Genomic DNA, 18,916 nt, shown 5'->3' on the forward strand with positions numbered 1-18,916 from the left:
TATTTTCCACTGGTATGAGCAGCAAACTCCATACACAAAAAAAGAGGATGCATTTCCATAGGAAACACATCCTCCATATATCTGGTAGAAAAAGAATGATTACTTAATGAGTTCCAGGCTTCTCTTGACAAAGTCGTTCAGCGAAGCACCTTTCAGCATACCATTCTGAAGCAAAGCCAAATCGATAAGCTGGCGGATAACTTTGTTCGTTGAAGCATATCCGGCCCAGATGTTCTCTTTCTGCTTCTTCAGTTCTTCCCACTTTTTATCGAGTTCGTTCACTTCGTCTTTCTCTGCTGTAGGAATTTCCTCGTCCTTCTTACCTTCCTGAGCTTTCTTCAACTCTGTCCGGCGGTTATGAACTTCGTCCATTTCCTTCTGAACCGGAGCGATTTCTGCACCACAGGCAGCTTCTTCACCAGCCAACACTTCCTTAACCAGCGGATGATCAGCATTGAGCACCAGATTGAACATGTCTGGCATTTCTCCATAGAAGCTCATTCCGGCCTGGATATTAGCCATTTCCTTCATACGGCGCATGTATTCACTCTGTGTGATCATCACCGGTGCTACATTTTCGCCCAAAGCCTGAGCGGAAACGTGGAAGTCTGCCTTCTCAATCGTAGGCAGCTGACTCTTGAACAAGTGTGCAAGAGCCTCCTGCTTAGCTCCTTCGAGCACTTCGGCTTTCTTGTCTTCCTTCACAATCAGATTGTCAACCACGTCACTGTCTACACGGGTGAAGCGTGCTTTTTCCAGCTTTTGTTCCAGCATACCTACTACAGCAATGTCCAACTGACCGTCCATCAGCAGCACATTATAACCTTTGTTCTTAGCGGCTTCAATGTAGCTGTATTGCTCGTCCTTGTTGTTGGCATACAGATAGATCAGATTGCCGTCCTTGTCTGTCTGATTATCCTTGATCAGCGTCTTATACTCATCGAACGTATAGTACTTGGAGTCGGTGTCGATGAAAAGGGCGAAATCCTTGGCTCTGTCGTAGAAATCTTCCTGAGTCAGCATACCGTAGTTGATGAAAATCTTCAGGTCGTTCCACTTTTCTTCAAACTGCTTACGGTCGTTCTTGAAGATAGATTGCAGACGGTCGGATACCTTCTTAGTAATATAGGTAGAGATCTTCTTCACATTGGAATCACTCTGCAGATACGAACGAGATACGTTCAACGGAATATCAGGCGAATCGAGCACACCATGAAGCAGCGTCAGGAAGTCGGGCACGATGCCTTCGACAGAATCGGTTACATACACCTGATTGCAATAGAGCTGTATCTTATTCTTAGTCAGTTCGATATTGCTCTTTACCTTCGGGAAGTAGAGCACACCGGTCAGATGGAACGGATAGTCTACATTCAGGTGAATCCAGAACAACGGTTCATCGGACATCGGATAAAGATCGCGATAGAACGCCTTATAATCTTCGTCCTTCAGTTCGCTGGGCTTACGCGTCCACAGCGGAGTGGTCTCGTTGATAATGTTATCCTCGGCTGTTTCTACCTGCTTGCCGTCTTTCCATTCTTTCTTTTTGCCAAAAGCAACGGGTACGGGCAAGAAGCTACAGTATTTCTTCAGCAGGGTGGAGATGCGTGACTCTTCGAGGAATTCCTTGCAATCATCGTCGATATAGAGCACGATGTCGGTACCACGGTCGGACTTGTCGCAATCTTCGATGGTAAACTCAGGACTTCCGTCGCAAGTCCACTTCACTGCCTGAGCTCCTTCCTTGCACGACTTGGTGATGATTTCGACCTTCTTGGCTACCATGAAAGCTGAATAGAAACCCAATCCGAAATGGCCGATGATGGCATTGGCATCATTCTTATATTTCTCTAAGAAGTCGTTGGCTCCTGAAAAGGCTATCTGATTGATGTATTTGTCTATCTCTTCGGCAGTAAGTCCCAAGCCACGGTCGGACACGGTAATAGTATCTTTACCCAGTGTGACGTGAATGGTCAAATCGCCCAGTTCGCCTTTATACTCGCCGATGGATGCGAGGGTTTTCAGCTTTTGGGTAGCATCTACCGCATTGGATACTAATTCACGCAAGAATATCTCGTGATCGCTGTACAAGAACTTTTTAATAACGGGGAATATGTTTTCGGTTGTTACCCCAATGTTTCCTTTCTGCATAATAATAGGATATTTTAGGTTTTACTTTTTATTCTTTGTCCAAATGAAAACAAAAAAAATGCCAGCCCCGAAGGAACTGACATTTTGTCTGTATGAGATAGAAATTCTGTCAAGCCTTTTGCATCTTCAGCTCATCTTTGTCGGCATCCCATGTGACACGGATAGTATCACCAGCCTGTGCTTCGCCCGAAACAATCAGCTCGGACAAGCCGTCTTCCAGATAAGTCTGGATGGCACGCTTCAACGGACGAGCTCCGAACTGTACGTCGTAGCCTTTCTTGGCCAGGAATTTCTTGGCTTCGTCGTCCACGTCAAGATGGTATCCAATGGCTTCCAACCGTTCGTAGAGACCCTTCAGCTCAATGTCTACGATGCGTGTGATGGCATCGAGCGACAGTTGGTCGAAGGTTATAATTTCGTCGAGACGGTTCAGGAACTCGGGCGAGAAGGTTTTGTTCAACGCCTTCTGAATAACGCCACGTGAGTATTCCTTATCGTCAGTACGATTCTGTGCGGCAAATCCGACACCACGGCCAAACTCCTTCAGCTGACGGGTTCCAATGTTGGAAGTCAGGATGATAACGGTATTCTTGAAGTCGATCGTACGGCCTACGTTATCGGTCAAGCGCCCTTCGTCGAGCACTTGCAACAGAATATTGAACACATCAGGATGTGCCTTCTCGATTTCATCCAGCAGGATGATGGAGTAGGGTTTGCGGCGCACCTTTTCGGTCAGCTGTCCGCCTTCCTCGTAGCCTACATATCCGGGAGCGGCACCAATCATGCGCGACACGGTATACTTCTCCATATACTCGCTCATGTCGATACGTATCAGTGCATCGTCCGAGCCGAACATATAACGTGCCAACTGCTTAGCCAAGTGAGTTTTACCCACACCTGTAGGCCCCAGGAACATGAAGGTACCAATGGGACGGTTAGGATCTTTCAGGCCTACACGGCTACGCAGGATAGCCTTCACCAGTTTATCGATGGCGACGTCTTGCGCAATGACTTTCGACTGAAGAGCTTCCTTCATACCAGCCAGTTTCAATCCTTCGGCCTGCGCCATACGTTGCACGGGCACGCCCGACATCATTGACACGACGTTGGCTATCTCTTCTTCGCCCACTGTCTGACGGTGATCTTTCAGATGAGCTTCCCAGTCGGCTTTCATCGACTCCAGTTGAGCCGAAAGCTCTTTCTCGCGATCGCGATAGCTGGCAGCCAGCTCAAAGTTCTGCGACTTCACGGCTTCGCCTTTCTGTATGCGGGCTTCTTCTATCAGTTTTTCCTGTTCTTCAATCTCCTTGGGAGCGTTGATATTGGTCAGATGCACACGCGAACCGGCTTCATCGAGGGCATCGATGGCCTTGTCAGGGAAATTGCGGTCGCTGATATAGCGGGCTGTCAACTTGACACATGCTTCCAGGGCTTCGTCTGTATAAGTGACGTTGTGATGGTCTTCGTACTTATCCTTGATGTTCTTCAATATCTGAAGGGTTTCCTCGGCTGTGGTAGGCTCTACCATCACTTTCTGGAAACGACGCTCCAAAGCTCCGTCTTTCTCGATGCTCTTGCGGTATTCGTCCAACGTAGTAGCGCCGATGCACTGTATCTCGCCACGAGCCAGTGCCGGCTTCAGCATATTGGCGGCATCCATGCTTCCTGCGGCAGCTCCCGCACCGACAATGGTGTGGATCTCGTCGATGAAGAGGATGACATCCGGATTCTTCTGCAACTCGTTGATAATGGAACGGATGCGTTCTTCAAACTGACCGCGGTATTTGGTACCGGCCACCACGCTAGACATGTCGAGCATAACGACACGCTTATCGAAGAGGACACGCGACACCTTCTTCTGATTGATGCGCAACGCCAGACCTTCGACAATGGCCGACTTGCCCACACCTGGCTCGCCTATCAGCACGGGATTGTTTTTCTTACGACGGCTTAAAATCTGGGCCAAACGTTCAATCTCGCGCTCACGACCTACGACAGGATCGAGTTTGCCTTCGGCGGCAGCACGGGTAATGTCCGTACCAAAATTATCGAGTACGGGAGTATCGTTAGCTGATTTACGTGCCGTGGTTTGCGCCGTCGACGACGAACTACCTGCATTGCGACCGTTGTCTTGTCCGGAACGGGGCATGTCCATTTCTTCCTCATCATCGTCGTCTTCGGTAAAGCCCATACCCGCATTAGGGTTGGTCGACTTCTTAGTAAGCACTTCGTATACAGACTGATAGCTTACATAGTCGTCATTAAGCACCGTCGCAGCCATGTTGCTCTCGTCTTTCAGGATAGCCAGCAACAAGTGCTCCGTATCGGCCTGTTCGCTTTTCAGCAGACGGGCTTCGAGCATACTCATCTTAAGTATGCGTGTTGCTGTGGGCGAAAAGGACATATCGCCTTCGGACAGCAAATTATCGTCTTCGGCATCTCTCAGTTCGTCTTCGAGACGCTTCTTGATTTGATTCAGATTTGCATCGAGTTTCTCCAGCACTTCTACAGCTTTTCCGCCGCCATCACGCAAGATGCCGAGCAGCAGATGTTCGGGTCCGATGATGCTGTTTCCCAGCCGATTGGCTTCTTCTTTGCTATAAGTCAGTACGTCTGAAACTCTTTGTGAAAATTGACTGTTCATTGATTATCTCCTTTATATTAGGTTATATCCGGGACAAAGATACACATTTTTAGCGTGTGCACATCGCCGTTGCTTAATATTCTACAAATCTCATGCCAAGAATTGTGTGACAAACAGTCTCACGGAGAACCACCAGACAAGGTGTCACCAAAACGAAAGAATCGGTTTCATTTAGGCACAGATTTTCTACTTTAGCCATCATGAGTATTATTCATAACTCGCCAAATAGAATGAAAAAGAAGAGGAAAAGCATCCTCGCAGAGGAGAAAAACGTATGTAAGCCGGCTTCAGATTGCTTCTTGCAAAGGATAACATTACTTTTCGGACAGAAAAACATTGCTTTTGGCGCACCCAAACATCGACTTTCTCACCGCAAAGAGGCACTTTCGTCGAGCAAAAGAGGGAAGAAAACCCTCAAACGAATAAGAAAACCCTCCGAAAACACCGTTTTCGGTCTAATTCTCTTCTATTTCAAATGTAAACATTTCGCTATTCCACTGAATACAAGATAGTAAGACGTTTACCGCTTCATTTTTTTCCATCACTCCCGACATCCGTCCGAAATACGCGATTCTCAGGCAGTCAGAAAAGCAAAGTGTCATTTTGCTAACGGACAGATCCCTTTTTCGAAGAGGGGAGTATACCTTTATTTATATAGTAATATTCACTCCGCTTGCTTCCTGCCAACTTTCTCGCCGAAACTTTCTTTTCGAAATGTTTTCGTATGTCGTAAAAAAGCAGTACTTTAGCGTGGTTTTTCACAAACCACGCAATGTATAATTAATAATCTTTTTAAATGCTTGAACAAGACAGAATTATAAAGATTAACATCGAGGAGGAAATGAAGTCATCGTACATTGACTACTCCATGTCGGTCATTGTTTCGCGTGCCCTTCCGGATGTTAGAGACGGTTTTAAGCCCGTTCACCGAAGAATTCTTTTCGGTATGATGGGATTAGGAAATACATCAGACAAACCTTATAAGAAATCGGCCAGAGTCGTGGGCGAAGTATTAGGAAAGTATCACCCACACGGTGACTCGTCCGTATACGGAGCACTCGTCCGTATGGCACAGCCGTGGGCCATGCGCTACATGCTGGTAGACGGACAAGGAAACTACGGTTCGGTAGACGGCGACAGCGCAGCAGCTATGCGTTACACCGAATGCCGTCTTCAGAAGATCGGCGAAGACATGATGCAGGACATCGACAAGGAAACTGTCGATATGCAGAACAACTTCGACGACTCCTTGCAGGAACCCACCGTCATGCCTACACGCATTCCTAACTTGCTGGTGAATGGTGCGTCGGGTATCGCCGTAGGTATGGCAACCAATATGCCTACCCACAACCTGTCGGAAGTAATCGATGCTTGCGTGGCTTACATTGACAACAACGACATCGAAATCGAAGAGCTGATGAACTACGTCAAAGCCCCCGATTTCCCTACTGGCGGATACATCTACGGCATGAGCGGCGTACGCGAAGCCTACTTAACCGGACGCGGACGCGTAGTTATGCGTGCCAAAGCTGAAATAGAAACCGGCTCGACTCACGATAAAATCGTTGTAACCGAAATTCCTTACGGAGTAAACAAAGCCGAACTCATCAAATCGATAGCCGACCTGGCCAACGAAAAGAAAATAGACGGCATCTCCAACGCCAACGACGAATCCGACCGCGAAGGTATGCGCATCGTTATCGATGTGAAACGCGACGCCAATGCCAGCGTAGTACTGAACAAGTTGTACAAGATGACTCAGCTGCAGACCTCGTTCGGAGTAAACAACGTAGCACTTGTTCACGGACGCCCGCGCCTGCTCAACCTGAAAGACCTTATCAAGTACTTCATCGAGCATCGCCACGAGGTAGTTATACGCCGTACACAATACGACCTGCGCAAAGCCAAAGAACGCGCACACATCCTGGAAGGCCTGATCATTGCTTCGGACAACATCGACGAAGTAATCCGCATTATCCGTGCTGCCAAAACCCCGGCTGATGCCATCACAGGATTGATGGATCGCTTCCAACTGACTGAAATTCAGAGCCGAGCCATCGTCGAAATGCGTCTGCGTCAGCTGACAGGACTTATGCAAGACCAGCTCCACGCCGAATACGAAGAAATCAAGAAACAGATAGCCTATCTGGAAGAAATCCTCGTAAACGACGAGCTATGCCGCAAAGTTATCAAAGATGAATTGCTCGAAGTTAAAGAGAAATACGGTGACGAACGACGTTCAGAAATCGTTTACTCGTCCGAAGAATTCAATCCTGAAGACTTCTATGCCGATGATTCGATGATTATCACCATCTCGCACTTGGGCTACATCAAACGTACACCATTGAGCGAATTCCGTGCACAAAACCGCGGTGGGGTAGGTTCCAAGGGAACAGAAACCCGCGACGAAGACTTTGTAGAGCACATCTATCCGGCTACGATGCACAACACCATGATGTTCTTTACCCAAAAAGGTAAATGCTATTGGCTGAAAGTGTACGAAATCCCCGAAGGAACGAAGAATTCCAAGGGTCGCGCTATCCAGAACTTGCTGAATATCGATGCCGACGATGCGGTAAATGCATACCTGCGTGTCAAGAACCTGAACGATCAGGAGTTTATAAACAGTCATTACGTGCTGTTCTGCACCAAGAAAGGTGTCATCAAGAAGACGTTGCTCGAACAATATTCGCGTCCGCGTCAGAACGGTGTCAATGCCATCACTATTCGCGAAGACGACCGCGTCATCGAAGTACGTATGACCAATGGCAACAACGAAATTATCATAGCCAACCGTAACGGACGTGCCATCCGCTTCCACGAAAGTGCAGTCAGAGTCATGGGACGTACAGCTACTGGCGTACGAGGCATCACGCTTGATGAAGACGGCCAGGACGAAGTTATCGGTATGATTTGCATCAAGAACCCGGAAGAAGAAACCATTATGGTAGTATCCGAACAAGGTTACGGCAAGCGCTCCGATATCGAAGACTACCGCAAGACCAACCGTGGAGGAAAAGGTGTAAAAACACTGAACATCACCGAAAAGACTGGTAAGCTGGTAGCTATCAAGTCGGTAACTGATGAAAACGACCTGATGATTATCAACAAATCCGGTATCACTATTCGTCTGAAAGTCGCCGATGTACGTATCATGGGACGTGCCACACAAGGAGTCCGCCTGATTAACCTCGAAAAACGCAACGACGAGATAGGTTCGGTATGTAAGGTTACTTCCGAAAGTGAAGAAACCAACGTAGCAGAAACGCTGGAAGGTGAAAATATGGAGGAAAACGGAATAGCTAATAATGGAGATCTTTTTGAAAACGATCTTCAGGAGGAGCAAAACGATAACGAACCAACAACCGATGAAAATGAAGAATAGACATAATATTAATTTTAATTTTTCTACAATCATGAAAAAAGTTTTATTTTCAGTGGTTTTATTGCTTGCCGCTGGCTCAGCTTTCGCACAGGAAAAAGCCGTGAAAGAAGCCAAAAGCATCGCTAATGGAACAAACCCCGATTTTGCTAAAGCTGAACAGCTGATTCAGGGAGCTTTGACCAATCCGGAAACCAAAGACGATCCCGAAACATGGAACGTTGCTGGATTCATCCAACGCCGGAGAAGTGAAAAAGAAATGGAGAATGCCTATTTGAGAAAGCCATACGACACACTCCAAATCTATAATAGCGCATTGAATATGTGCAGATACTTCTTCAAATGCGACGAACTTGCTCAGATTCCTAACGAAAAAGGAAAGATCAAGAACAAGTATAGAAAATCGAATGCCGCTACTATGTTGACTGAAAGAAACAACCTGATCAATGGTGGTATTCAATACTTCAACATGGCAACAGGAAAAGAAGGAGCTGAAGCAAAGGAATACAATCAAAAAGCATTAGATTTCTTTGCTACCTATATTGATATTGCAGCTAGTCCGATGTTTGAAAAAGAAAACCTTCTTCAGACAGATACCGTTCTGCCGCAAATCGCATATTATGCAAGTTTGGCTGCAACAAAGAACGAAGATTATCCCAGCGTATTGAAATATGCACCGTATGCTCAGGATGACAAAGAAGTAGGTAAATATGCTATGGAGTTCATTTCTACAGCTTTGAAAGCTCAAGGAGATACTGTAAAATGGGTAACATCACTGAAAGAAGGTATACAAAAATATCCTGATCATCCGTTCTTTTTCGGCCATTTGATTGATTATTACAGCAGTCATAACAAGTACGATGAAGCAATGCAATTTGCAGATGAAATGTTGGCTAAAGATCCTAATAATACATTCTATCTGTATGTAAAAGGGTATTTGTATCATAATATGTACAATGTCCTCAAAGAGCAGAAAAAAGATCAAGAAGCTAGCGATGCCCTGAATAAAGGAATCGAGTACTACCAAAAGACAGTAGAAGTAGATCCTAATTATGCAGAAGCATATTCTAATTTAGGTCTGATTTACTGTCTGCAAGCTCAAGACTTCTCAGAAAAGGCAACTACAGATGTTAACGATCCGAAATACAAAGAAGATCAGGAAACACTGAAAACATTCTATGAGAAAGCAAGACCTTGCTACGAAAAAGCAAGAGCTTTGAAACCCGACCAAAAAGACTTATGGTTGAACGGTTTGTATCGCGTATACTATAACTTGGATATGGGACCGGAATTCAAAGAAATCGAAGATATGATGCCGTAATCATAGAATTGAAATAACAATCATACAATATAGCCCAGGAAATATTTTCTTGGGCTATATTTTTAATAATACTCTAGATTCTTGTATTTACATACTTAAAAGTGGCACATTATACACGGAATATAAAACTTTAATATCAGCATTATGTTTAATATAGCATTAGAAGCAATCCCCTTTCTATCATTTTACACGCCTTATTGCCCAGAAAAAAGCTTGCAACAAATGTTATTAGGATCTATTAGTAAGAACCAGCATTGGTGTATCTGAATGAAAAATCATTTTCCGTGCAATACTCGGATTAAAAAGCCTATAAAATATGTTACGTCTATACGACGTCAAAGCAATAATATCAATATTTTCCTTTTCGATATACTGCTCCAGATTATTTAATAAATCATCATCCTGTACAACATCATAATGAATGTCTAGTTGAGGATATTGCTTATGAAAATATTCTTTTATTCCTCCCAGCTTAATTTCATCCCAAGTGTCCTTAATCCCAGAAAGATGAATTAACGAAACAGAAAACCGGAAGGATTTAAAACTAGCAATCAAAGAATCAAAAGCTATTAAGTCACGTTGATCAAAATTTGTAATAAATGCAATGTGCTTAACTTCAGAGAATTGTCGGAAAGGAGTATTTTCTGGAATAGCTAAAACCGGCACTCGACTCCGTTCAATAACTTCAGCCGTTACACTACCTATTAAATCCAAATCCTTTTGATTCTTACCTCGTGTACCCATAATAACAATACGCGGACAGCAATCTTTCACATAACGTAAGATCTCTTCCTCTGGAATACCCTCACGAAGCACGCACATATACTTGACATTTGGAAATTGTCCAGAAGCAATCTTCTCTTTTACCTTATCCAATAAGCCATTAAGCTCTGCATGTACCTTTTGCAAGATCGTTTTTACATTTTCATCATCTGAAAGCTGATAATTGAATATATCGCCATACGGTAATGATGTTGAATAAATAGGCGTAAAATACACATGTAATAAAATAACCTCTGCACCTGTATTTTGAGCATAATTAAAGCCAAATTCACAGGCTTTCATCGAATACCCCGAGAAATCTACCGGTATTAAGACTTTATTGCTTGTAGATTTAGTCTGAGAAACCTTCCCTCCTACTACATCTTCTGATAGCCAAGCTGAACTTTCTATAATTTTCAAAGCATGAGGCAAATCGCTTTCTTTTATACGCACACGTACTCCAGAAGAAATAACAGGTTGTATCTGATTGACATTATGTATATAGGTTTCAATACCTTCATCTTCTAAAATAGTTTTTAGTATTTGGGCCTTTGCGTATGTCAAAATAGCTAATGTTACTAACTTATCCTCCATAATTCAAGTATTTTATTGAAAATAAAAGAACAAAAAGCACAAATTTCATAGATAACGATTTCACGGAAATACTATTCCGCAAAAATCCGTGAAATTTGTGCTTCTAAAAACTAGTGATCAACAAATCTCTACTCGCAGATTCAAGATTCCTCAGGTGTTGAATTACTATTATTAGCTATTTCATCTAGGATCTTTAAAGCTCGATCCAAAACCGTTGTATCATCAATCATCACTAAACCACCATCAGGACCCGGCTCTAAATGAATACCTACACTTTTCCCTTCTTTAAAATTATGTCCTCCAAAGAAATTACGCACCGTATCAACATTCAATCCTAATTCATCTGCAATACGATGCATACTGCCATTGGGCAATGAGTCTTTTATTTTACGAAGTTCATTAAATGTTATTGTTCTCATATTCATAAATTTAATGGTTAATACTCTGTTTTATTTAATATCGCGGTATAAACTTAAGGAAAAAATAAGAGAAAACAAACAAAATCCCTATCTTTTTGCAAAAAAATAGTTCGTGTAAGCTTTCTCCTACACGAACTATTCCTCAAGTTTATTTCTCAAAAAATTAAATAACTTCAATAGAAGAAGTAGGTACCCATCCTACTTTACCATCCTCCAAACGTATTTCCTTCCATTCACGCATAGAATTGTCTTTAAGTTCTACCTTACTACCTTCATGGAGGATAAATAAGCTTGTTCCACTTTCACTGGGAGTACTTCGTACTGTGACACTTGGCACAAGGACAATAGCCGCATTACGATTCACTAGTACAGCCTTTTGCTGAGATGCAAAAACATTACTTAATACCACTAATATTAAAAATACAATACCGCCAATAAATCCTCCCTTTTTCAAACTTGCCTGTTTTGAGAAAAAGAAAAGAGCAACAGCAACCAAAAAAAGTATAAAGAATAATATACCGCATTTGGCCCATGCATCCACACTTAAACAATTAATCAATGACTTAATCCAAGCAACAAAGAAAATATCAGGAATGGGAGTTATTTTATCAACAGTCTTAGCACGAGCCATTTCCAAATTCACACGTATATCTGTATTTCCTGGATCAAGTAACAAAGCACGCTCATAATTTAATATAGACTTTGCAATATCATTGGTCTTATAATAGCAGTTACCTAAATTATAATATACCTCAGCCGCTTCTCCTTTTTCCAAAAGCGCTTCGTATATCTGAATGGCTGATTTATAATCATTCTTGATATAGGCACTATCACCTCCTGATTTGGTTATGTTTTTACCGCTCTTTTCTGTAGAAAATTCGGTATGCGATCCTATTGAAACAGAATCTTTCCCTGACTGTATTGAATCCAAGGAAATTTCTTCTGCCCATAAAGACATTGCAATTAATAAGTTAAAGGCAAAAAACAATATCTTTTTCATTACTCTTTCCTCCTTGATTAATGTTTAATTGAATTTTCCATTTTGGTAATCACATTCAAAGATGCAGTATAGACCTTATCCATTGCTTGATTATCACTTCCTGGAGCAAAACGTGCAAACTCACAATCATTCAATGCATCTAAAAAGTCTTTTATCAGAGTATCATCAACGCCATACTTACGAAGTTCTTCCTCTATATTATCTTTTGACAAACGCGATACAGGAATACTCAACTTATCACTTATATAACCCCAAAGTGCCTTTAAAACCTCATCATAGAAATCCTCTTTCTTATTCTCCTGCAATAACTTACCTGCCAGCTTCATTCGTTTTACAGCTACTTTATTTGCCTTCTTGGTACGCATTTTAGCTACATTGGCATTAGCAGCTATTTGCTTACGATACACAATAAAGAATACTATAAATGCTATTCCCGGTACCAAATAGAACAAATAATATCCCATTGAACCAAAGAAGAAATCTCCTTTTGGAGTTAATACAACATCGTTCTGCTTGATAAAACGAATATCTTCATTCAAAACTTTCAAGTCTTCCTTATTGGTAAAGTTAGCTATCGTCTGTGCCGCATTACCAGCTCCCTTCTCAACTTGTAACGTATATTCATCCGTAGTCAACACTTTATAAGACTGAGAATGAATATCAAAATAACTAAACTTTATAGATGGAATCTTAAAAGTACCCGCATTACGCGGAATAGCCAAATATTCAATAACCTGACTTCCAGACAGTCCGGCATTAGTCAAACGGAAATTATTTTCAACCTTCGGATCATAGACCTCAAAATCTTCAGGAAATTTCACTTCTGGAGTAGAAAGCAATTTCAGATTTCCCGTTCCAGAAATAACCACTTTTAAGGTAACGGCATCATTAGTCTTCAATTTGGTTTCATTGATAGAAGAAGAAATACTAAATTCACCTACCCCGCCAGAAAAACCTTCAGGTTTACCCGAAGGCAGAGGCTTTGCATTAATCGTTACTTGAGGTGTTATCAGCGTTTTCTTCACTTCTACATAGTTGCTACCCCCATTCAAAAATGCTTCAAACGGATCGTTCACCTGCACTGCTTTAGCTATTGATGCATCAAAACGAGCCGGTTCTATCGTCAATTTACCAGATTGTTGGGGGAAAAGTACAAACTGACGATAAACAGTTGTCTGATAATTCCGGCCTTTATAATGTTCCAAACTCCATCGGCGATCGTTGGGCAATTCTACTTCTTGGGAATGAAAACCTTTAAAATCTGGCAATTTCACATTATCAAAGCCACGTAAATCAACTAATGTATATATCTTATAAGTCAGCAAAAAGGCTTCCTGCTCATACACATTCACTTTACTGGCCGTAGCCGTTATAATTAAATCATCCTTTGAAACAGAAGAGCCGGAAGATGCCTGTCCAGATCTACCACCTCTACTTTGATTTCCAGAAGATGACTGCTGGTCAGCTGGCAAAACCTTGACTTTTACAGAGTTAGACATCATTTGATTACCCCCTGCGGTAATAGAAGCACCTGGAATAGTGAATGTACCTTCCTTATTCGCCATTAAAATATAAGTAAAAGTCAGGTTTTCACTTCTTTTCCCATTAATGCTCTGCATACTATAAGAACGGCTCGGTCCCATAAGTACTTCGAAATCCTTAATAGAAGGCACCCGGAAATCTCTTACATCTTGTGTATTCACTGTATAAGATAGTCTAAATTGGTCTCCTACAGCCACTGCCTCCGGTGCTGATGCTGAAAAAGTAATTTTGTCATCGGCAATAGCAGTATGTACAAAAACAGCCATTAAAGCTATCCATATAAAAACAAATTTTCTCATATATCATCTCTTTTTTATTACCAATCTTTCTCTAAACGTCCTCCTTGGATGACTTGTTGCTGCTTCTTTACTTTGTCCTGAACATCTTTCTCGTCCTGCATCACAGACTTCAATAATTGTTCTGCATTTTCTTTAGACATCTGTTCATTTTGTTTCTGTGACTGTGGAGGTTGCTGTTGTTGATTATTCTGTTGATCCTGCTTATTCTCCTGATCTTTCTTTTCCTGTTCCTTTTTCTCTTGTTCCTTATTTTGATCTTGATTTTGGTCCTGATTCTGCTGATTTTGCTCTTGGTCTTTTAATAGTTTCTGTGCTAAAGCCAGATTATAACGAGTTTCATCATCTTTGGGATTATTGCGCAATGATTCTTTATAAGCTTCCACTGCTTTTGCATAATCTTTTTGTGTCTGAAAGATATCCCCTATATTATGAAATATATAGGCCAGTTTTGATTTATCCTTTTCTATTTTTGCAGCAGCACTATACTGTTCCATAGCCTCCTGTACCTTATTTTGTCTGACCAACGTATTTCCCAAATTATACATTGATATAGAAGATTTTGGATTTACTTCCAACGCTTTTCTATAATTTACTTCAGCATCAACAAATACACTGTCTTTAAAAGCCCGATTTCCTTTACGTATATAATCACGTTCAGCTTTTTGGGCTGAAGCAGAAAATATAGCAGCAAACATCATCAGAACTAGCCCTATGCATCTTTTCTGTAACATAATAATCATTTCTTATTTGAAAATAGATGAATATTTCGGAACAATGGATTTTTACGTTCCAAAATCAACATTTCAACCAATAATAATATCAATATAAACCACGCTACAGCCTGAAACTGCTCATTAAATTCCGTGTAAACTTGAGTCTCGACATCAGCCTTAGCCATTTTATTAATTTCCTGTCCAATAGCCTTTTGTGCATTGTTGGTATTATCAACACGTACATAAAGTCCATTTCCAGCTTTTGCGATTTCCTGGCACATTGCTTCATTGAGACGTGTCACAATCACATTACCTTCACGGTCTTTACGATAATCATTGGTACCCTCCATAGGTATTGGTGCTCCATCAGGCAATCCTACACCAAGCACATTTACCTGGATTCCTTTTTTGGCAGCTTCTGTCGCAGCTTCCACAGCACCTCCTTCATGGTTTTCACCATCTGTAATCACAATTACCGCACGCCCAACTCCTTCTTGCGGAGTAAAACTACGCGTAGCCAAGTTTATGGCAGCACCAATAGCTGTTCCTTGCTTCGATATCAATGACGGGTCGATAGATTCCAAAAACATTTTTGCAGAAATATAATCGCTGGTAATAGGCAGCTGTGTAAAAGCATCTCCCGCAAAAACAATCATACCAACTTTGTCATTTTCCATTTTATCAACCAACTGAGCAACCAATCGCTTTGCTTTAGCCAAACGACTAGGCTGCACATCTTGAGCCAACATCGAATTAGATATGTCCAACGCAATCATTACTTCTACTCCCTGCCGTTTTACCGTTTCAAGTTTTGAACCAAACTGCGGGCGTGCCAATAACAAAGAAAACAAAGCTACCACAAGCCAGATTATTCCGAATTTCACATCTGGACGATACTTTGAGACATCTGGCATCAACATTGCCATCAGTTCTGGATCACCAAATTTACGTATAGCTCGTCTTCTCCTATAATTGGAATACCAATAAAGCAGTGCTAAAACAGGCAACAATAACAGTAAATATAAATATGCAGGCTCTTCAAATCGAAACATTTTTACTAAGATTTAAATTCTACAACATACAAAATACACATCCAAAGAAACAGACCTATGGAATTTTCTTTAGAATGGTATTTCTTAACAGTACCTCCAATAATACACATAAGAAAGCTGCCAACGCAAACCAGCGGTATTCTTCTTGTCGTTTACTATACTCTTTTACATTAAGTTTTGTCTTCTCCAACTTATCGATTTCTTCATATACTTCCTTCAACTTTGAATTACTCGTTGCGCGAAAATAGTTACCATCGGTTGTTCCGGCAATTTGCGTCAATGTCTTTTCATCAATTTCTACAGGCATATTCACATATTGCACTGTTCCTCCTACCGGATAAGGATAAGGTGCCATTCCATTAGTACCTACACCAATGGTATAAACCCTAATTCCAAAACTTTTTGCTATTTCAGCAGCAGTCAACGGAGAAATTTCTCCTCTATTATTTGTTCCATCCGTCAACAATATAACGACTTTTGATTTTGCCTTGCTGTCTTTCAAGCGAGTAACCGCATTAGCAATTCCCATTCCGACTGCCGTTCCATCCTCTATAAGCCCACATTTCACATCCTTGATCAAATTTAGCAACACTGCATGATCAACCGTCAACGGACATTGTGTAAAACTCTCACCTGCGAACAAAGTTATACCGATATTGTCATTAGGACGTCCGTTAATGAATTCAGCAGCTACATCTTTTGCTGCTTCCAGACGATTCGGTTTCAAGTCTTCAGCTAGCATACTGGTAGACACATCAATAGCCAACATTATATCGATACCCTCTATTTCACTATTTTGCCAACTATTAGTTGTTTGTGGACGTGCTAAAACAAGAATAATCAATACCAAAGAAATGATCCGAAGCACAAATGGAACGTGCAACAAATAATTCTTATAACTCTTAGGTGTATGAGCATAGACACGAGCATCTGAAATCTGAAGCGTAGCCTCAGATTTCTTCCTCTTCATAATATACCATAACACATAAGGTATAATCAGTATCAATAAAAATAAATATTCAATATTGGCAAAAACCATGATACTTATAACTTTTACAAATTACAAAATTCAACCTCTACAATGATCTTCATGCAAAATATGAATACAATTCTGTACCTATATATATTAATGAAGCAATAACAGCAATCGACAATACTACAATTCCAGCGCCAAGCAATATTTTCATACGCAATGAACGTTTTTCAATAACCGTAATCTCTGTAGGTTGCGGCTTAGCATTATCATCCTCCTGAACCTTTGTTTCATTAATAAAATCTATAGCATTAATCAGATTTGCATCGTTTTCATTCATTAACGGATTATGCTTGGCAAATTTCACCAAATCAGCTGTTTCAAATAAAGAGCGCAAATCTGCAATTGCATCTTTATCATTAACTTCCAATAATTTAGCAATGATTTCCGAAGAAGTCATTTCCAATGCATTAAATCCAAAACGATCTTTTATATATCCACGAAGTGCATCTGTCAACTCTGTATAATACTCCTTCTGCATACCTTTCTGCCAAACCTTCTCGGCCTTGATTCGTTCAATCTCTTGCAAAGCCAACTGATGTGGAGGCAATTTAGGCTCTACCTTCACTTTTCGAATAATTGGTTTATTATCAAAAATTCGCATAATTAAGTATACAAGGAGAAAACCGAACGGAATCAGCAAAATACCACATGCCATAACTCCATACCAGTCTTTCCAAACAAAAGGTGCAGCCATTACAGGCTTCGGACCATAAAAACGTAATGTATCCAATGGAACGGAATATACTTTCAAAGCCAATGCTTTTGACTGGTACGGTTTATTGTCAACCAAAACCTGCATTGGAGGCAAATAATAAAGAGCGGAATCAAAAGAAGTAATGGTATATTCCTGCTTTATCAACAAACGTTTCCTGTCATTCAGATATTGAGTATCCGGTTTAGCTATGTCTATAATTTCAACTCCTTTTACAATTGTATCTGTATAAACTGGAAAAATCGCACGTTTGTCGGCATCCGTCGAAACCTCTAAAGTGATTTTAGTCTGCTCTCCTATAAGAATCTGCAAAGAATCTATTTTGGCATCTACCGTCACCGACTGAGCTGCCATTCTGCCAGTCAACAGTCCTAACAGCGTTATCAGAAATATAATTTTTCTCATTTCCCGATCAATTTCGTTTTGCAAACAAACTCATCAATGCCTTGACATAATCCTGATCAGTCCGCACTGACACGTTGTCCACATTGCTTTTAGTAAATGTTTCATTCAGTTCAGCCTGCCTATTTACCCACCAGTCATGATGAGCACGGCGCACCGCACGCGAAGAAGTATCAATCCATTGTTCATGTCCGGTTTCTGCATCCTTTATTTTCATCATTCCTATCGCCGGTAATTCTTCAACACGCTTATCATACACCTGTATAGCTACTACATCATGCTTCCGGTTAGCAATTGTCATTGCATTTCTAAAACTCTCCTGATCAATAAAATCAGATAGGATAAAAGCTGTGCAACGACGTTTCATCACATTTGTCAGATATTCCAACCCAAGCCTGATATTAGTTCTTCTACTTTCGGCATGAAAATCTATCAGTTCACGAATGATGTAAAGTATATGCTTACGTCCCTTTTTAGGAGGGATAAATTTTTCTATCTGATCCGAAAAGAAAATGACTCCAATTTTATCATTATTTTGTATGGCTGAGAAAGCCAAAGTTGCGGCTATTTCTGTTACCATATCCTTCTTCATTTGCTTTACCGTACCAAATTCCAAACTTCCGGAAACATCAACCAACAACATCACTGTAAGTTCACGCTCTTCTTCAAAAACCTTCACAAAAGGTTTATTGAAACGAGCAGTAACATTCCAATCGATGTCGCGAATATCGTCACCAAACTGATATTCACGGACTTCCGAAAAGGCCATACCTCTACCTTTAAAAGCCGAATGATACTGGCCTGCAAAGATATTATTGGACAATCCTCGGGTCTTGATTTCAATCTGACGAACTTTCTTTAATATATCTGTTGTTTCCATTGATCCAATC

The 18,916-nt window shown here is 41.3% G+C and carries 13 protein-coding genes; 2 read left to right on the forward strand and 11 right to left on the reverse strand.

The features are described 5' to 3' along the window. Nucleotides 1–99: 99 nt before the first annotated feature. On the reverse strand, nucleotides 100–2,148 hold the full coding sequence (gene htpG, locus QVP67_RS06185; RefSeq protein WP_022162698.1) for a molecular chaperone HtpG: 2,049 nt from the start codon (nucleotides 2,146–2,148) through the stop codon (nucleotides 100–102). A gap of 109 nt (nucleotides 2,149–2,257) precedes the next feature. Continuing rightward, nucleotides 2,258–4,792, reverse strand: a complete 2,535-nt coding sequence (locus tag QVP67_RS06190) for an ATP-dependent Clp protease ATP-binding subunit (protein WP_022162699.1) — start codon at nucleotides 4,790–4,792, stop codon at nucleotides 2,258–2,260. Nucleotides 4,793–5,588: 796 nt separating this feature from the next. Here QVP67_RS06190 and gyrA point away from each other — a divergent pair. Both gyrA and QVP67_RS06200 read left to right on the forward strand, forming a co-directional pair. Then, nucleotides 5,589–8,177: a DNA gyrase subunit A gene (gyrA, locus tag QVP67_RS06195; protein ID WP_022162701.1), complete on the forward strand. Its 2,589-nt coding sequence runs from the start codon at nucleotides 5,589–5,591 to the stop codon at nucleotides 8,175–8,177. Beyond that, nucleotides 8,161–9,495 carry a tetratricopeptide repeat protein gene (locus tag QVP67_RS06200; RefSeq protein ID WP_287641470.1) on the forward strand — a complete coding sequence of 445 codons (1,335 nt, stop codon included), beginning with the start codon at nucleotides 8,161–8,163 and terminating at the stop codon, nucleotides 9,493–9,495. Before gyrA ends, QVP67_RS06200 begins: the two co-directional genes overlap by 17 nt. Nucleotides 9,496–9,723: 228 nt before the next feature. On the opposite strand, the gene QVP67_RS06205 is transcribed toward QVP67_RS06200, so the two are convergent. The 9 genes from QVP67_RS06205 to QVP67_RS06245 form a co-directional block, all read right to left on the reverse strand. Beyond that, nucleotides 9,724–10,851, reverse strand: a complete 1,128-nt coding sequence (locus QVP67_RS06205) for a universal stress protein (protein WP_022162703.1) — start codon at nucleotides 10,849–10,851, stop codon at nucleotides 9,724–9,726. A 140-nt stretch (nucleotides 10,852–10,991) separates the two neighbouring features. Further along, nucleotides 10,992–11,276 (reverse strand): hypothetical protein, encoded by a 285-nt coding sequence (locus QVP67_RS06210; RefSeq protein WP_022162704.1) that lies wholly within the window; start codon nucleotides 11,274–11,276, stop codon nucleotides 10,992–10,994. A 157-nt stretch (nucleotides 11,277–11,433) separates the two neighbouring features. Then, the gene (locus QVP67_RS06215) at nucleotides 11,434–12,270 is read right to left on the reverse strand and encodes a tetratricopeptide repeat protein (RefSeq protein WP_022162705.1); all 837 of its coding nucleotides are present in this window, start codon (nucleotides 12,268–12,270) and stop codon (nucleotides 11,434–11,436) included. A 17-nt stretch (nucleotides 12,271–12,287) separates the two neighbouring features. Then, nucleotides 12,288–14,111, reverse strand: coding sequence for a BatD family protein (locus tag QVP67_RS06220; protein WP_022162706.1), 1,824 nt, complete (start codon nucleotides 14,109–14,111; stop codon nucleotides 12,288–12,290). A 17-nt stretch (nucleotides 14,112–14,128) separates the two neighbouring features. Further along, a complete protein-coding gene (locus QVP67_RS06225; protein ID WP_071149620.1) occupies nucleotides 14,129–14,851 on the reverse strand; it encodes a tetratricopeptide repeat protein in 723 nt (240 codons plus the stop codon). Beyond that, on the reverse strand, nucleotides 14,848–15,876 hold the full coding sequence (locus tag QVP67_RS06230; RefSeq protein ID WP_022162708.1) for a vWA domain-containing protein: 1,029 nt from the start codon (nucleotides 15,874–15,876) through the stop codon (nucleotides 14,848–14,850). The genes QVP67_RS06225 and QVP67_RS06230 overlap by 4 nt, the downstream gene beginning before the upstream one ends. Before the next feature lie 55 nt (nucleotides 15,877–15,931). Then, the gene (locus QVP67_RS06235; protein ID WP_022162709.1) at nucleotides 15,932–16,915 is read right to left on the reverse strand and encodes a vWA domain-containing protein; all 984 of its coding nucleotides are present in this window, start codon (nucleotides 16,913–16,915) and stop codon (nucleotides 15,932–15,934) included. 49 nt (nucleotides 16,916–16,964) lie between these two features. Next, nucleotides 16,965–18,029 carry a hypothetical protein gene (locus QVP67_RS06240; protein WP_022162710.1) on the reverse strand — a complete coding sequence of 355 codons (1,065 nt, stop codon included), beginning with the start codon at nucleotides 18,027–18,029 and terminating at the stop codon, nucleotides 16,965–16,967. Nucleotides 18,030–18,036: 7 nt separating this feature from the next. Further along, nucleotides 18,037–18,906, reverse strand: coding sequence for a DUF58 domain-containing protein (locus tag QVP67_RS06245; protein WP_022162711.1), 870 nt, complete (start codon nucleotides 18,904–18,906; stop codon nucleotides 18,037–18,039). Nucleotides 18,907–18,916 lie beyond the last annotated feature (10 nt).

Origin of the sequence: Bacteroides sp. CAG:633, assembly GCF_000435115.1 — a bacterium.
GTDB classification, from domain to species: domain Bacteria; phylum Bacteroidota; class Bacteroidia; order Bacteroidales; family Bacteroidaceae; genus Bacteroides; species Bacteroides ndongoniae.

Coding starts and splice junctions, on each gene's coding strand:
- htpG (WP_022162698.1), bottom strand. CDS start 2,148: ATGCAGAAAGGAAACATTGGGGTAACAACCGAAAACATATTCCCCGTT.
- QVP67_RS06190 (WP_022162699.1), bottom strand. CDS start 4,792: ATGAACAGTCAATTTTCACAAAGAGTTTCAGACGTACTGACTTATAGC.
- gyrA (WP_022162701.1), top strand. CDS start 5,589: ATGCTTGAACAAGACAGAATTATAAAGATTAACATCGAGGAGGAAATG.
- QVP67_RS06200 (WP_287641470.1), top strand. CDS start 8,161: ATGAAAATGAAGAATAGACATAATATTAATTTTAATTTTTCTACAATC.
- QVP67_RS06205 (WP_022162703.1), bottom strand. CDS start 10,851: ATGGAGGATAAGTTAGTAACATTAGCTATTTTGACATACGCAAAGGCC.
- QVP67_RS06210 (WP_022162704.1), bottom strand. CDS start 11,276: ATGAATATGAGAACAATAACATTTAATGAACTTCGTAAAATAAAAGAC.
- QVP67_RS06215 (WP_022162705.1), bottom strand. CDS start 12,270: ATGAAAAAGATATTGTTTTTTGCCTTTAACTTATTAATTGCAATGTCT.
- QVP67_RS06220 (WP_022162706.1), bottom strand. CDS start 14,111: ATGAGAAAATTTGTTTTTATATGGATAGCTTTAATGGCTGTTTTTGTA.
- QVP67_RS06225 (WP_071149620.1), bottom strand. CDS start 14,851: ATGATTATTATGTTACAGAAAAGATGCATAGGGCTAGTTCTGATGATG.
- QVP67_RS06230 (WP_022162708.1), bottom strand. CDS start 15,876: ATGTTTCGATTTGAAGAGCCTGCATATTTATATTTACTGTTATTGTTG.
- QVP67_RS06235 (WP_022162709.1), bottom strand. CDS start 16,915: ATGGTTTTTGCCAATATTGAATATTTATTTTTATTGATACTGATTATA.
- QVP67_RS06240 (WP_022162710.1), bottom strand. CDS start 18,029: ATGAGAAAAATTATATTTCTGATAACGCTGTTAGGACTGTTGACTGGC.
- QVP67_RS06245 (WP_022162711.1), bottom strand. CDS start 18,906: ATGGAAACAACAGATATATTAAAGAAAGTTCGTCAGATTGAAATCAAG.